Here is a 14,465-nt window from a genome sequence, read left to right on the forward strand (position 1 = left end):
CTGAGAGAGAGCACCACCGATGAGACGCACTACCCCCCTGTTCTCCCTGCTCCTGGCGGCCGCGCTGACGCTGACGGCGTGCGGCTCCGGCGAGCCGGAGGCCAAGCCCGCCGCGGACGGCTCCCCCGCGACCCTGCGCATCGGCTACCAGCTGATCCCCAACGGCGACCTGATCGTCAAGGACCAGAAGTGGCTGGAGACCGCGCTGCCCAACACCAAGATCGTGTGGAGCAAGTTCGACTCCGGCGGCGACGTCAACACCGCCGTGATCGCCGGTTCGCTCGACATCGGCCTGGCGGGCAGCAGCCCGGTCACCCGTGGCCTGTCGGCGCCGCTGAACATCCCCTACCGGGTGCCGTGGATCTTCGACGTGATCGGCGACAACGAGGCGCTCGTGGCGCGTGGTGGGGTGACCGACGTCAAGGGGCTGGCGGGCAAGCGGGTCGCCACGCCGTTCAGCTCGACCTCGCACTACAGCCTGCTGGCCGCGCTCAGCGAGGCCGGGCTCTCCGAGGCGGACGTGAAGATCCTCGACATGGAGCCGCCGGACATCCAGGCCGCCTGGCAGCGCGGCGACATCGACGCCGCCTACGTCTGGACGCCCAACCTGGCCGAACTGCAGAAGAACGGCGGCACGACGCTGGTCACCAGCAGGCAGCTCGCCCAGCGCGGCAAGCTGACCGCCGACCTGGCCGTGGTCCGCGACGAGTTCGCCACCAAGTACCCCAAGGCCCTGCAGACCTGGCTCCAGCAGCAGGACCGCGCCGTCAAGCTCGCCAGGAGCGACAAGGACGCCGCGGCGGCGGCGATCGGCCGTCAGCTCAACCTCGACCCCGCCGAGGCGGCCCGCCAGCTCGGTCAGCTCGTGCTGCTCGACGCCACCGAGCAACGCTCCGCCGAGTATCTCGGCACGCCCTCGGCCCCCGGGAAGTTGGCGGAGAACCTGCACAGCGCCGCCGAGTTCCTCAAGACCCAGAAGAAGGTGGACGCGGTGCCCGACCTCGGCGTCTTCCAGAAGGGCCTGGCCACCCAGGAACTGGCCGATGCCTTCCCCGGAAACTGAGCCCGCGCTGGCGCTCGCGGGCGTCTCGCACTCCTACCGGAGCCGGGGCGGTACGGTCGCCGCCCTCGGCCCCCTCGACCTGGAGATCGCCGCCGGTGAGTTCGTCACGGTCGTCGGGCCCTCCGGGTGCGGCAAGAGCACGCTGCTGCGGCTGGTGGCGGGCTTCGCGGCGCCGTCGTCGGGGAGCATCACCGCCTCGGGGACGCCGGTCACCGGTCCCGACCCCGCGAGGGGTTACGTCTTCCAGCAGCACAGGCTCTTCCCCTGGCTGACGGTCGCCGGGAACGTGGGCTTCGGGCTGCGGGGCCTGCCGAAGGCGGAACGGAAGGCCAGGGTCACCGAGCTGCTCGAACTGACCGGGCTCGGCGACGTCGGCCGGGCCAGGCCGTACGAGCTGTCGGGAGGGATGCAGCAGCGGGCGGCCATCGCCCGCGCGCTGGCCCCCGGGCCCGCGCTGCTGCTGATGGACGAGCCGTTCGCCGCGCTCGACGCCTTCACCAGGGAGCGCATGCAGGAGGAGGTGCGCGAGCTGTGGCGGCGGGCCGGGACCACTGTCGTCTTCATCACGCACAGCGTGGACGAGGCGGTCTATCTGGGCACCCGGGTGCTCGCGCTGAGCGGCAGGCCGGGCCGGGTCGTCTTCGACCGCGCCTCGGGCCTGCCGTACGAGGAGCAGCCGCGCGGCGGACAGTCCTTCGCCGCGCTGCGCGAGGAGCTGACGGAGGTCGTACGGCTGGCCGCCTCGGCGGCGTGACCGTCAGCGCGGCAGACGCGAGAAGGGGCCGGTGACCTCGTAGGTGAGGCCGCCGGTTCCTGCGGCGTCGCCCCTTCGGCCGCGCTGGGAGGAGAAGTAGAGGCGGCGGCCGTCCGGGGAGAGGGCGGGGCCGGTGATCTCCGAGCCGGGGTGTCCCTCGACCCTCAGGAAGGGGGCCGCCGTGTGGTCGGGGCCGACCAGGGCGAGCTCCATGGTGTTCCCCGCGTTGCCCGTCCCGACGGTCTCGATCCACTCCCGCTCGGCGTCGTAGGCCCAGATCCGTCCGTCGTTCCCGCCGCTGAACAGGAACACCCCGGCCGAGTGGTGGCAGGTGCCCGCCCCGTCGAACCTGTGGGCCGTCTCCACCTGGTGGCGGGTCGCCTCAAGCAGCGCGGCGGGGTTGGGCACCCGGCGCCAGGTCACCGGCCCCTCGTCCCCCGTGGCGCACAGCACCTCAAGCCTGCCGGTCGTCAGGTCGCCCCAGCAGGAGGGCACGAACCGGTAGAGGCAGCCGTCCGGCTCGTCCTCGGTCAGGTAGACCACCCTGCGGACCGGGTCGCAGACCGCGCCCGCGTGCCGAAACCTGCCCATGGCCAGGCGCGGCATCGCGGCGCGCACGCCGTACGGGTCGCACTCGAAGACCTGGCCGCGCGCGGTCTCCTCGCACGAGAGCCAGGTCCGCCACGGGGTCGCGGTCCCGGCGCGGTTGAGGTCGGTGCCCGACAGGATCCGGTAGGCGCCGTACACGCTCCCGTCCTGCCGGAACCTGATGGCGGTGGCGCCGCCGAGCAGCGGGATCTCCGAGTTGGACACGTAGATCCAGCCGTCCCCGTCGGGGAAGCAGGCGCCGTCGCCGGGGGCCGGGTGCCAGAGCACCCCGCCGACCCGGTGGCCGGTGCGGGCGACGACCCTGCTGGAGAAGCCGTCGGGCAGCGCGACCCCGTTGGCGTCAGGGGACCCCGGAGGGCCGTAGGGGCCGGACAGCACGGCCAGGCCGCCACCGGATCCGAGGGGTCCCGCGAAGGCCGTTCCCGCAGCCACGCCCCCGGTGCTCACGAACGTACGGCGAAGCATCGCTCCTCCTCGTCACCTTCACGGTAGGCGGCCAGTCGATCGGACCCACATGAACAGGGCGACTCCCCGCGCCCAAACTTTGCGGAAACCGGAGAGCAAGCGTTTCCCAAAACCGGGCGTTCCCTGCCCGATGTCCCGGGCCGTCGTCACCCGTACCCCCACAGTGGAGATCACACCGTCGTCAGGCCGGGGGGCACCGTTGGGCGAGGGACTCACGTTCGCCGATCTGAGGACCGGGACCGTCCCCGCGGAGGGCGGCCGCAGGGCGCTGGTCCTTCTCGACACGCCCGAGCCCTCCCTGCAGGAGGGCCTCCCGCGTCCTGACGCGCGGCTGGCGGGCGCGCTGCGCGCCGAGGGGTTCGCCGTGGAGGCCGAACACGGCCAAGGGGCGCAGCGGGACGGCGAGCGGGTGTGGGAGTTCCTCGACTCGGCGCGGGAGGGTGACCTGCTGGTGATCCGGCTGCCCTCCGACGGCGGCTGGACGCCGGGGCAGCTCGGCGCGATGATCGGCGCGTTCGGCAGGCGGGTCGGCGAGTCGCTGGCCACGGCCGTGCTGCTGGTCGTCGACTTCGGCTGGAGCGCCCTTGAGGGGACGGCCTCCCCGGTGCGGCAGCTCGCGGTGGCCGGGGAGCCCAGGATGGCCGCGGCGGCCCTGACGCTGACGCTGCGGGTCGGGGAGACGCCCAGGGGACCCGCGCGGAGCCTGACGGACGTGCTCGCCGAGGGACTGGCGACCAGGGCCGCCGACCTCGACGGCGACGGCGTGATCACCGTCGGCGAGCTGCACGCGTACGCGCTCGGCCACTACGCGGCCTCCCGCACCGCCCGCGTCCCCATCCTGATCGCCTACGGCGCCGTGGCGGGCGTCCCGCTGACCGGTCCCCCCGACACGTCGGCGACGGTCCCCGCGGCCCTCGCGCGGGCCGCGGCCAGGCTCGGCGGGGCCGTGGCGCCCATGTCGGGGCCCGAGGTCGTCAGGCGCGTCTACGAGCTGCACCTGAGCGAGGCGGGCAGGCAGTTGCTGCGCAGGGCCTCGCTGCTGGCCGAGGACGAGTCGGTCGAGGAGGTCTTCGGCGACGCCTCGGAACTCGGCCGGTGGGGGCTGCTCGGCGAGCACACCACCTTCTCCCACCCGGACGTGCGGGCCTTCGGCTACTCGCGCCTCACGGCCGCCGAGCGCGCCCAGACCTCCGCGCTGCTGCGCCGCAGACGGGCGGGGCTGCGGGCCGTACCGCCCAGGGCGCGGCTGACGGCCGACCGGTGGACCACGCAGGACCAGCTCGGGCACCGGCTCTACGCGGAGGCCGTGGCCGCCTTCGTCAGGCACCCGGAGACGCGTCCCCCGCTCACCATCGGCGTCAAGGGGCCGTGGGGGGCGGGCAAGACCTCCCTGATGCGGATGATCCAGGACCTGCTGGACCCGGGGGCGGCGGGAAGCGCCCCGGTGGAGATCCACCTTCCCGGCGCCGGTGTCGGCGGGACACCGACCAACGCCGAGGTGCTGGCCCGTGCCGGGCGGCGGGAGCGGGACGGCGAGGGCGGGGCGCGCGCGGTGCCCGGCGACCTTCCCGTACGGCGGGCCGACTGGCGCCCGACCGTCTGGTTCAACCCGTGGATGTACCAGAACGGCGAGCAGGTCTGGGCCGGGCTCGCCCACGAGATCATCGGCCAGGTCACCGAGCGGCTGCCGAGGGCGGAGCGGGAGCGCTTCTGGCTGCGGCTCAACCTGGCCAGGATCGACGGTGAGGCGGTACGGCGGCGCGCCTATTGGCTGGCGCTGACCCGGCTCGCGCCGCTGGCCCTCGGCCTGGTCGCCGGGCTCGTCATGACCTGCGCGCTGCTGGCGGCCTCGGCGCTGCTGCCCGCCGCCGGGGAGCTGATCCGTCTCGTCGCCGCCGCCGTCGGCACCGTGGGCTCGGCGGGCGTGCTCGGGGCGGGAGCCGTACGGCTGGCGCGCTTCTTCGGCGAGTCGGCGGACAACGCCTTCGCCGAGCTGGTGCGCAGCCCCGACGTGCTGGCCAGGGAGGCGGCCGACGGGCTCCTTCCCGAGATGGGCTACCGGTCGAGGACGGGGTTCCTGCACTTGGTGCAGACGGACATGCGGCACGTGCTCGACCTGGTCGCCACCGAGGAGCGGCCCCTGGTGGTGTTCGTCGACGACCTCGACCGGTGCTCGCCGGGGACGGTCGCGCAGGTCATCGAGGCCATCAACCTGTTCCTCGCCGGGGAGTTCCCCAACTGCGTCTTCGTGCTGGCGATGGAGCCGGAGGCGGTCGTCGCGCACGTGGAGGCCGCCTACCGGGACCTGACGGAGACGCGTCCCGGCCACGGGGCCGGGCTCGGGTGGCGCTTCCTTGAGAAGATCGTGCAACTGCCGCTGAGTGTGCCGTTGCTCGACGACGCCGACCGGCTGCCCGCCTTCGTCAGGGCCCTGCTCGGCGTGCCCGACCCGGCCGAAGGGCAGGTGCCGTATGTCGCGCCGCCCCGCTCCCCCGTCGATCTGCCGATCCCCGAGCCGCTGCCGTACCCGGCCGAGCCGCCTGACCCGGTCCAGGTGAGCCGTCTTGAGGAGGAGATCTGGGCGCTGCGGCCGACGGCGACGACCCTCGACGAGGCCGCGCGGCTGGCGCAGGAGAGGCTGGGCATCGAGAGCAGGGACACGATCGGCGGGCTGTCCTCCGCGGCGCGCGAGGCCGCCGACCGGGTCTTCGACGACCTCTACAGCGACGAGAACGCCTACCGGGCGATCGAGTTCGTGCTGCCCGCGCTGACGTTCTCCAACCCGCGGCAGATCAAGCGCTACGTGAACGTCTTCAGGTTCTACTCGTTCCTGACCTACCGCAGGGCGCTGGCGGGGGCCGAGCCCTCCTCCGACGCCGAGGTCGCCAAGCTCGCGGCGCTGACCGTCAACTGGCCGCACCTGCTGTCGCTGCTGGTCACCGAGGCGGAGGGGCCGAGCGCGCTCGACAACCTCGAACGCGCGGCGGACGCCGGTGACGACGCCGCCTGGGAGCTTGCCGTACGGCGGGCGGGCCTGACGGACCGTGGCACCTGGGACGAGACCGACCTGGGCGCCCTGCGGGGGCTGCTGTCCCGCCCGCACCCCATCGCCGGGCTGGCCCGCCACCTGCTCTGAACGGCACTCAGGACCTTCTCGCGAGCCGGGGCAGGCGGCGGATGGGCCAGGCGACGACGAGGGCCATGGCGCAGCCCAGGGCGATCACGGCGGCGGCCAGCAGCATGTCCCTGATGCCGAACAGCGCGCTCGCGGGACCGGCGATGGCCTGGCCGAACGGGACGGCCAGGATCGACCCGGCGATCTCGTAGGCCGCCACCCGGTTGAGCCGGTCGGCGGGGATGTGGGTCTGCACGGTCGTAGCCCACTGGACGCCCCAGAACGCCCAGCCGAGACCGCTGACGCCGTACCCGAGCATGAGCAGCGGCAGGGAGGGGACCAGCGCCGCCACCAGCGGCATCAGCGGGAAGAGGAACATCGCGACGCCGCCGCCGAACAGGGGGCGGGAGGGGCGCAGCCTGAGCGCGGCCAGGCCGCCCAGGACGCAGCCCGCCCCGAACGCCGCCTCGGCGAAGCCGAACGCCGCCTTGCCGTGCGCGGTGATGATGGAGGCCGCGCCGAGCGGGGTGATCGGTCCCCAGACGAACACCCCCAGCACCCACCAGATCAGGATGACCCCCCACAGCCAGGACCGGGAGCGGAACTCCTTCCAGCCGGTACGCAGGTTCTGCAGGGTCGTGGCCGACCGGTCCACCTCGAAGGCGGGCAGCCGCAGCGCGACCAGGCAGATCCCGCTGACGGCGAAGGTCGCGGCGTCGATGGCGAACACCCACCCGGCGGAGGTCACGGCCAGGAGCGTTCCGGCGATGGCGGGACCGGCCATCGTGGACAGGCCCTCGCTCACCTTCAGCACCCCGTTGGCCTGCTGCGGGTCGGCGGCGACCTGCGGCACCAGGCTGGAGACGCCCGGCTGGAACATCGCGGTCGCCATGCCGCCGAGCACCGAGGTGACGATGATGAACCACACCGGCGGGTGACCGAGCCCCAGGTAGAGCGCGAGCGAGCCCTGGATCAGGAACCGGGCCGCGTCCGAGCCGATCATCAGCGGGCGGGGGTGGAACCGGTCGGCCAGCACGCCGCCGAACACCACGAAGAGGGCGAAGGCCCCCATCCAGGCGGCCAGGGCGAACCCGGCGCCGCTCACCCCGTAGCCGAGGGAGAGCATCGCGACCGAGAGAGCGACCGGGAACATCGCGTCGCCCAGCATCGACACGATGCGGGCGACGAAGTAGAGGCGGAAGTTCCTGGTCCAGAGGCGGGCGGGGGCCGCGACGGGGGTGAGCACGCGGGCACCCTGCCAGAAACCCACTTTTCAGACAACTCTTTTTCTTGGTGACATTTCCCCCATACCCCCGGGCCGTGCCTCCCCGTACGGCGAGGCACGGCCCGACAACCGTCTCAGTCGTCCGAGGCGGTGGGCGGGGCGGTGATGTGCCGGGCGATCACCTCGTCGAGCCGGGTGATCGCGGGTCGCCAGTCGGCGGGCAGGTCGTGACAGCGGGTGGCGTGCCTGCCCTGGTACTCCAGGGTGTAGGTGAAGTGGTCGGGAACGTCACAGCCGACCGGGGACGACGACCACGTCCTGACGTAGGACAGCCCCTGCAGCAGGAAGCGGAACTCGGCCGGGGTGAGCCGGAAGGTGACGGAGGTGGTGCCCGACCTGCCGCGGGCCAGGCCGTACCGGTCGACGACGAGCGTCTGACGGATCCCGGCGAAGCCACCGGTCTTCTGGTAGAAGACCGTCCGCTGGGGAGCCTCCGGCGCGCCGTCCCCGGGGACGCCCGCCCGGGCCGTCGCCGGGCTCATCGCCGTTACGGCCAGGATCGCGACGGCGAGCAGGTGTTTCACCATGACGTCTTCCTCTCGTTGTCTGGAACGTTCCAGAAGTCACCGGACAGCGGGTCCAGGCTCGCGGCGACGGCCGCCGAAGACCATCCGCCGCGCCGGTCACCCGTGACGGAAGTTCCCCCACCTGAGATCGTGATCATGCAGTCGCCCGAACGAAGGAGATCCTTTGACCGACCTACCCGTGGAACAGCTCACCCGCGCGCTGGCCGCCGTCGATCCCCTGGTCGCCGGGGTCGAGGACGGGCAGTGGTCCGCGCCGACCCCGTGCGCCGAGTGGACCGTGCGCGACCTGGTCGCCCACCTGGTCGTGACCAACCGGATGATGACCGCCTTCCTGACCGGCCAGGCGCCCCCCGACCGCTCCGCCGACCCGCTGGGCGGCGACCCGCTCGGCGCCTACCGCGAGTCCGGTACGGCCCTGCGGGCGGCCTTCGCCCTGCCCGGCGTCCTCGAAAGGACCCATGAGGGCGCGCTGGGGGCGGCCACCGGTGCCGTACGGCTGCGCTGGCGCCTGGCCGACCTGCTGACCCACGCCTGGGACCTGTCCCGGGCCACCGGCAGGCCCGCCGAGATGCCGCAGGACCTCGTGGAGCAGGCGCTGGCCTTCGTCGGGGACGCGCTGTCCGACGAGGCCCGCCCCGGACGGTTCGCCCCGGCCCAGCCGGTCGCCGACGACGCCCCCGCCCTCGACCGGCTCGCCGCCTTCGCCGGCCGTTCCGTACGACCCTGAGCCCGTTATTCCCGTGACCGGGGAAAGACGCCTTTCCTGATGCCTTCGGGACGGTCCGCACGCCGTCACGAATGAGAGCCGGACCACCGGGGCACCCGTCACGACCTTGGAAAACGACCCGGCAACAGACCGGGAATCGGCTGCCCACAACGCCTTTCTGGCCCGGAGGAAATCCGCTCCCCGATTCGGGAAAATCCGCTTACCGGAAAGCATTCCTTCCCGACGGGAAGCGTCACCCACGAGCCTTCCAGGAAGCTTTTCCGTCACCACGGTGACTACTCACGGTCACCATTGACCAGCCGAAAGTAAGGCAAAAAGCTGCTTTTACCCCTCTTGCGCCAGCCGGATTCGGCGATCTATGGTTCTCCCCGAAAACGACAACCGTTTTCACTGTCGAAAGGAGCACCATGAACAAGGATCTCGGCTTCGAGGAGCTGACCTCCGCGGCGGCGCTGCCCGCCCTGCAGGGGCCGGGCACCAACGCCCTCGTCCACACCCCGTTCGGCTTCGAGGAGCTGGCTCCCGCCACGGCGCTGCCCGCTCTCCAGGGGCCGGGCACCAACGCCCTCGTCCACACCCCCTTCGCCTGGAACTCCTAGTTCCAGAAACGGACGGCCCGCTCCCAGTGCGGGCCGTCCGCCCATCCCATCCTTCCCCCTTTGCGAGTCGCGGAGAAGAACAGCCCATGGAGTCGATCGCCCCCGGCCACCACCTGTACGTCGGCCCGGACGGGACGTGGCGCTCGTGCGACGAGAACGAGCGGTTCACCCGCCTGACCGGCCGGGCCGACCTGCTCGAACGCATGCGTGAGCAGGCCTACCTCGGCGGGAACGCCCCCGACCTCGAACCGCTGGTCACCGCCCTGCGCGAGCGGGGCGTGCTCACCGACCCCTCCCCCGGCGGCGGCGAGCCGCTGCGGGTGTGCGTGCGCGGGGAAGGCCCGGTGGCCGCCGAGACCGTACGGCTGCTCGCCGGCACGGGGACCGCGCTCGCCGTGGACGACCCGGCCACGGCCGACGCGGTGGTCGAGTGCGCGGGCTGGCTCCCCGACGGGCACTGGCTGCGCCTCGACGACGACGGGGCCGTCAGGCACCGCTGCCACGTCGAGGGCCGCAGGCTGGTCGTCGGCCCGATGACCGTGCCCGGCCGTACCGCCTCCTACCGGGACCTGCGGGGACGCAGGCTCGCCGCGGCGGCGCTGCCCGACGAGCTGGCCGGGCTGTGGACCTACCTCGACGAGGGTGTGGCCGGTACGGTGCCGCTCCCGCCGGTGCCGTGGCCGAATCCCGGCGCGGTCGCGGTCGCCGCGGGCCTGCTGGTCAACGACCTGCTGACCTGGTGGGCCGGTGACCTGCCCGCGACCTCGGGGCTCCAGCTCGTCGTCGATCCCGCCTCGGGACGGGTCGAGCGGCACCCGGTGCTGCCGCTGCCGGTCCGATGAACCGGTTCAACCTGCGGCTTCCCGGCTGGGACGGCACCCCGCTCGCCCTCGACGTCCACCTGCCGGAACCGTCCTTGTGGCCCGTCCCCACGGTCGTCACCCGCACGCCGTACGGGCGGGGCCGTCACCTGGCGGAGGGGGCGGGGTGGGTCAGGCGCGGCTTCGGCTACGTCGTCCAGGACGTGCGGGGCCGCTATGACTCCGACGGCGTCTGGGAGTGCTACCGCAACGAGCGCGGGGACGGCGCCGCCCTGGCCGACTGGATCGCCGCCCAGGAGTGGAGCGACGGACGGCTGGTCGGATACGGCGGCTCCTACGGCGGATACACCGCCTGGGCACTGGCCGTCGAACGCCCCGAGCTGGTGCCCGCGGTGGTGAGCATGGGCCCGTCCATGGCGCTGCACCGCACCAAGTTCGAGGACGGCGTGCTGCGGCTGGCCGAGCACGCGGCCTGGTGGCTCGAACGGGCGGACAGCCGTACCAGCAGAGACGGCCTCGCCGCGCTCCTGCTCGGCGGGGAGGGCGGCGGCGCGCTGGCGCATCTGCCGGTGACCGATCTGCCCGAGCGGCTCGGGGCACGCCTGCCGGGCTGGGCCGGGGTCGTCCTGCGGGGTCCCGGCCACCGCCCAGCCGAGGAGATCACCGAGGAGGAGCTGGCCGCGCTGCCCACGGCGGGGCTGCACGTCGGCGGCTGGTACGACCTGCTGGCCGACGAGACCCTCCTGCACTGGCGGACGGTCGGCGCCGCCCGCACCCCGCGCCCGCCGCAGCGGCTGATCATGGGACCGTGGGGCCACGACCTGGCCTTCACCGGGCGGACCCGGCACATCGACCGGGAGCACGGCCCCCAGGCCCTGCTCGACCTGGGCGCGGCACAGGTCACCTGGATCCGCGCCTGCCTGGCGGGCGAGGATCCCGGTCCCGACCTGGTCCTTCCCGTCGGCGGAACCGCCTGGAGCCCCTGGCCGACCACGACCCGCGAACACGTGCTGCACGCCCACCCGGAAGGGCGGCCCGACGAGGGGACCGTGACCGGCCTGTTCGGCAAGCTTGAAGAGGTGCCCGGGGACGGGCCTGGCTTCGGAGGGACCACACCCGACGAGGTCCCCGGGGGCGGTTCTCCCTTCGCAGGACTCAAAGCGTTTCCCGCGAATGAGCTGTTCGGCGGGAGGCTCGACGAGGTTCCCGGGGACGGGCCCTGTGGGGTTTTCGTGTACGACCCGGCCGACCCGTGCCCGTCCCTGGCTCCCGGCACCGACCGGCGCTTCCTCGACGGGCGGCCCGACGTCCTGCGGTTCAGCACGCCGCCGCTGACCGCCCCGCTGTCGTTCACCTCGGCCGCCGTCCACCTTGACGTCACCGCCTCGGCCCCCGGCGCCGACTGGATCGTACGGCTCGCGGAGCACACCGCGGACGGCCGGGTGTTCGAGCTGGCCAGGGGCAGGGCCGCGGGGTCGGGGCGCCTGGCGCTCAGCCCGGTCTGGGCGAGCCTGCCCGTGGGGTCCCGGCTCCGGCTGGAGATCACCGGCAGCGACTTCCCCCGCCTGGCCCGCTCCCTCGGCACCGGGGCCGACCGCTACACGACCACCGCGACCGCCCCCGTCCGCCAACGGGTCCGCACCGCCCGCCTGGTCCTGGAGGTCCCGGAGACTCCGGATGCCCTGGCGGCCCCGGGAGCCGAAAAGCCCCAGAGAGGCTCGGCGGGCCAGGAAGACCCGACATCCCTGCCAGGCAGGAAAGCCCCAATACCCCTGCAAAACCCGAAAAATCCGGGAGACCAGGAAGGCATGGAGAGCCCGTGAACAGCCCGGAGGACCTGCTGGTCGACTCCCGTACCGGCGTGCTGACCGCGCTGGAACCCCAGCCCCGCCGTCCCGGTCTGCCCCGCTGGTGGACCGGGTACGGCGCGGCCGTCGCCGACACCCGGAGGTTCGCCCCCTGGACCGCCGACCGGCACGGGTTCGGCGCGACCCTCGGCGACCCCTCGCACGCCCGCGCCGCGGCGCTCGGTGAGGCCGTCGAACGCTACTGCGGCAACGCCGTCCCCGCCGGGCTCACGGTCTCCTCCTGGCGTGACCTGACCGAGGCGGCCCTGGACCCGGAGACGGTCCCGCTGTACTCGGCCGCCCAGTACCGCGAGCCCGGTTTCCCCTTCGTCCCGTTCACCCGGGACCTGCCGGTCGCCTGGACTCCGGCGCGGGACATGCGTGACGGCTCCCGGGTGCTGGTTCCCGCGTCCCTGGTCTGGCTCGACTACTTCCACGGTCCCCGTGCCGCCGAGCCGCCGACCCACGCGCTGCCGTACTCGGGCATCGCGACCGGGCGGAGCCGGGATCACGCGGAGCGGTCAGCCCTTGAGGAGCTGTTCGAGCGGGACGCCACCACGATCTGGTGGTCGAGCGGGGCGGCCTGCGAGGCCGTGGCCGACCCGGAGACGGTCACCGCGGCCCTCGGCGGTGGGGAACAGGAACCACGGATCCGGTTGCTGGCCGTACCGTCGCCGTTCGGGGTGCCGGTGATGGCGGCCTTCCTTGAGGATCTCGACGGCGGGATCGTGGCGTTCGGCGGCGCCTGCCGGTCCACCCCCCGTGAGGCCGCGGCCAAGGCGCTGGTCGAGGCCTTCGGCCTGTACTCCCTGACGCTCCAGCTCGCCGACCCCGCGGGCGCGGTGTGGCAGGCCGTGGCCGCCGGGGTGCTCGAAGAGCACGTGTTCCGGCCCTACCGGGCCGACCGTTCCTACCGGGACGCCTTCCGCCCCGACTACCGGGACCTGACCGACCTGCCCGCCATCGCGCAGCTCTATCTCGACCCGCGCATGCGGGGTGAGCCCCTGGAGCGGCTGCGCGCGGCCCCCGGTCCGGCCCTGGACGACCTGCCCTCGGCCGACCCGGGGAGCTACCTCGACCGCCTTGCCGGGGCCGGGCTCACCGCCTACAGCGTGGACCTGACCACCCCCGACGTGGCCGAGGCGGGGCTGTGCGTGGTGCGGGTCCTGGTGCCCGGCCTGGTGGGAAACGCCCCACCGGCCTTCCCGCTGCGCGGCGGAAGGCGCCTGTACGAGGTGCCGAAGGCCCTCGGCCTCACCTCCCACGTCCTGGACGAGGACGACCTGTTCCCCCACCCTCTCCCCCTGGCATGACATGACGACCATCCTCACCTCCCCCGAAGCGGGGCCGTACTCCTCGCTGCTCGACCCCCGCACCGGGATCGTCCGCGCCCTGGTCCGCTCCGCGACCCCCGCCCAGCTGCCCGTCTCGTTCGAGCTGGTCACCGCCGTGCTCTCGGACACCACGAGGTTCGGCCCGTGGCCCTCGGACTCGGCGGGCGCCGGATACGCCTTCGCCGACCCGGAGGCCGCCAGGGGCGCGGCGCTCGGCGAGGCCGCTGAGCGCTACTGCGGCAACCTCGTCCCTCCCCGCCTTGTCCTGGCCTCCCACGCCGACCTGACCGCCCAGGGCGCCCGCGCCCTCGACCCCGCCGACCTGGCGCTGTACTCCCCCGCCCAGCACGCCGTCCCCGGTTTCCCGCTGGCGCCGTTCACCCGTGACCTGCCGGTCGAGTGGACGGAGGCGGTCGATCTGCTCGACGGCCGGGGGACGCTCGTCCCGGCCGGGCTGGTGTGGGTGTCGTACTTCTCCGCCGACGTCGCCCCGCCGACGCCCCGCGTCAACCCGGTCATCCAGGCCGGGCTGGCGGCCGGGCCGACCCGCGAGTACGCCGTCTGGGGCGCCCTGGGTGAGATCGCCGAGCGCGACGCCATGACGCTGGCCTGGCACGGGCGGGCCGGGCTGCGCGCCCTGACCCCGCCGTCCTGGCTGGCCGCCTTCGTCCCCGGGCCGCTGCGGCGGCTGCACGTGCGCTTCCTCGGCTTCCCCACCGCGACCGGCCTGCACGTGACCGGCGCGCTGGTCCGCGACCGGGAGACCGGCCACCTCACCCTCGGCATGGGGGTACGGCGCGACGCCCAGGAGGCGATGGTCAAGGCCTACGGCGAGGCGTTGCAGTTGCAGCTCTTCGTCGCCGGGCTCGACGACCCCGCCGGGCCGTACTGTCAGGTGGCCGCCGACCCGCGCAGTCCCCTGAAGCCGTGGCGGGCCGACCGGGCCTACGGCTCGTCCTACCGGTCCGACCTGGCCGACGTCGTGGACTACGGCTGCCACCTGCAGTTGTTCCTCGACCCCGCCGTCCAGGAGGAGTTCGAGGAGGAACTCGCCGAGGCGCTGACCGAGCACGTGCCCGCCCGCGCGGTGCCACCGCCGAAGGACGCCCGTGAGCTGGCCGTACGGCTGGGCCGTCAGGCGCTGGTCGCCGAGGTGACCACCCCGGACGTGCGGGGGGCGGGCCTGCGCGTGGTGCGGGTCGTGGTGCCCGGCACCTACTCCAACACCGCGGCCGGACTGCCGTTCCTCGGCGGCACCCGGCTGGCGGAGACCCTGGGCCGCCGCCCCCGCCGCCCCCTGCCTCTCCCCCACTGAAGAG

Annotated in this window: 12 protein-coding genes; 9 read left to right on the forward strand and 3 right to left on the reverse strand. The window is 73.6% G+C overall.

What is annotated here, in order from left to right; genetic code table 11:
• The first annotated feature begins 19 nt into the window (after positions 1 to 19).
• The gene (locus tag FHS44_RS14875) at positions 20 to 1,063 is read left to right on the forward strand and encodes a taurine ABC transporter substrate-binding protein (RefSeq protein ID WP_184714706.1); all 1,044 of its coding nucleotides are present in this window, start codon (positions 20 to 22) and stop codon (positions 1,061 to 1,063) included.
• Positions 1,044 to 1,817: an ABC transporter ATP-binding protein gene (locus FHS44_RS14880; protein WP_184714708.1), complete on the forward strand. Its 774-nt coding sequence runs from the start codon at positions 1,044 to 1,046 to the stop codon at positions 1,815 to 1,817. The genes FHS44_RS14875 and FHS44_RS14880 overlap by 20 nt, the downstream gene beginning before the upstream one ends.
• Before the next feature lie 3 nt (positions 1,818 to 1,820).
• Here FHS44_RS14880 and FHS44_RS14885 read toward each other — a convergent pair whose 3' ends face one another.
• Positions 1,821 to 2,891, reverse strand: a complete 1,071-nt coding sequence (locus tag FHS44_RS14885; protein WP_184714710.1) for an alkaline phosphatase PhoX — start codon at positions 2,889 to 2,891, stop codon at positions 1,821 to 1,823.
• A 199-nt stretch (positions 2,892 to 3,090) separates the two neighbouring features.
• Between FHS44_RS14885 and FHS44_RS14890 the strand changes: the two genes are divergently transcribed.
• A complete protein-coding gene (locus tag FHS44_RS14890) occupies positions 3,091 to 6,027 on the forward strand; it encodes a KAP family P-loop NTPase fold protein (protein ID WP_184714712.1) in 2,937 nt (978 codons plus the stop codon).
• Between the two features lie 7 nt (positions 6,028 to 6,034).
• Here the strand turns inward: FHS44_RS14890 and FHS44_RS14895 are convergent, their stop codons facing one another.
• Both FHS44_RS14895 and FHS44_RS14900 read right to left on the reverse strand, forming a co-directional pair.
• On the reverse strand, positions 6,035 to 7,252 hold the full coding sequence (locus tag FHS44_RS14895; RefSeq protein ID WP_184714714.1) for an MFS transporter: 1,218 nt from the start codon (positions 7,250 to 7,252) through the stop codon (positions 6,035 to 6,037).
• Positions 7,253 to 7,365: 113 nt separating this feature from the next.
• Complete coding sequence (locus tag FHS44_RS14900) at positions 7,366 to 7,818, reverse strand: hypothetical protein (RefSeq protein WP_184714716.1); 453 nt, start codon at positions 7,816 to 7,818, stop codon at positions 7,366 to 7,368.
• Between the two features lie 163 nt (positions 7,819 to 7,981).
• Here FHS44_RS14900 and FHS44_RS14905 point away from each other — a divergent pair, with 163 nt between their 5' ends.
• The 6 genes from FHS44_RS14905 (at position 7,982) to FHS44_RS14930 (ending at position 14,461) form a co-directional block, all read left to right on the forward strand.
• Positions 7,982 to 8,545, forward strand: a complete 564-nt coding sequence (locus FHS44_RS14905) for a TIGR03086 family metal-binding protein (RefSeq protein WP_184714718.1) — start codon at positions 7,982 to 7,984, stop codon at positions 8,543 to 8,545.
• Between the two features lie 407 nt (positions 8,546 to 8,952).
• Positions 8,953 to 9,144: a streptamidine-related RiPP repeat protein gene (locus tag FHS44_RS14910; RefSeq protein ID WP_184714720.1), complete on the forward strand. Its 192-nt coding sequence runs from the start codon at positions 8,953 to 8,955 to the stop codon at positions 9,142 to 9,144.
• A gap of 86 nt (positions 9,145 to 9,230) precedes the next feature.
• Positions 9,231 to 9,986 carry a bacteriocin biosynthesis cyclodehydratase domain-containing protein gene (locus tag FHS44_RS14915; RefSeq protein WP_184714722.1) on the forward strand — a complete coding sequence of 252 codons (756 nt, stop codon included), beginning with the start codon at positions 9,231 to 9,233 and terminating at the stop codon, positions 9,984 to 9,986.
• On the forward strand, positions 9,983 to 11,788 hold the full coding sequence (locus tag FHS44_RS14920) for a CocE/NonD family hydrolase (RefSeq protein WP_184714724.1): 1,806 nt from the start codon (positions 9,983 to 9,985) through the stop codon (positions 11,786 to 11,788). Before FHS44_RS14915 ends, FHS44_RS14920 begins: the two co-directional genes overlap by 4 nt.
• A complete protein-coding gene (locus tag FHS44_RS14925; RefSeq protein WP_184714726.1) occupies positions 11,785 to 13,125 on the forward strand; it encodes a YcaO-like family protein in 1,341 nt (446 codons plus the stop codon). The genes FHS44_RS14920 and FHS44_RS14925 overlap by 4 nt, the downstream gene beginning before the upstream one ends.
• Position 13,126: 1 nt before the next feature.
• A complete protein-coding gene (locus tag FHS44_RS14930; RefSeq protein ID WP_184714728.1) occupies positions 13,127 to 14,461 on the forward strand; it encodes a SagD/YcaO family ATP-dependent cyclodehydratase in 1,335 nt (444 codons plus the stop codon).
• The last annotated feature ends 4 nt before the right edge of the window (positions 14,462 to 14,465 follow it).

Source organism: Streptosporangium saharense, from assembly GCF_014203715.1.
Taxonomy (GTDB): Bacteria; Actinomycetota; Actinomycetes; order Streptosporangiales; family Streptosporangiaceae; genus Streptosporangium; species Streptosporangium saharense.

Bases quoted from the DNA above. Each gene is read 5' to 3' on its own strand.
- FHS44_RS14875 (WP_184714706.1), top strand. From the start codon at position 20: ATGAGACGCACTACCCCCCTGTTCTCCCTGCTCCTGGCGGCCGCGCTG.
- FHS44_RS14880 (WP_184714708.1), top strand. From the start codon at position 1,044: ATGCCTTCCCCGGAAACTGAGCCCGCGCTGGCGCTCGCGGGCGTCTCG.
- FHS44_RS14885 (WP_184714710.1), bottom strand. From the start codon at position 2,891: ATGCTTCGCCGTACGTTCGTGAGCACCGGGGGCGTGGCTGCGGGAACG.
- FHS44_RS14900 (WP_184714716.1), bottom strand. From the start codon at position 7,818: ATGGTGAAACACCTGCTCGCCGTCGCGATCCTGGCCGTAACGGCGATG.
- FHS44_RS14910 (WP_184714720.1), top strand. From the start codon at position 8,953: ATGAACAAGGATCTCGGCTTCGAGGAGCTGACCTCCGCGGCGGCGCTG.
- FHS44_RS14915 (WP_184714722.1), top strand. From the start codon at position 9,231: ATGGAGTCGATCGCCCCCGGCCACCACCTGTACGTCGGCCCGGACGGG.
- FHS44_RS14920 (WP_184714724.1), top strand. From the start codon at position 9,983: ATGAACCGGTTCAACCTGCGGCTTCCCGGCTGGGACGGCACCCCGCTC.
- FHS44_RS14930 (WP_184714728.1), top strand. From the start codon at position 13,127: ATGACGACCATCCTCACCTCCCCCGAAGCGGGGCCGTACTCCTCGCTG.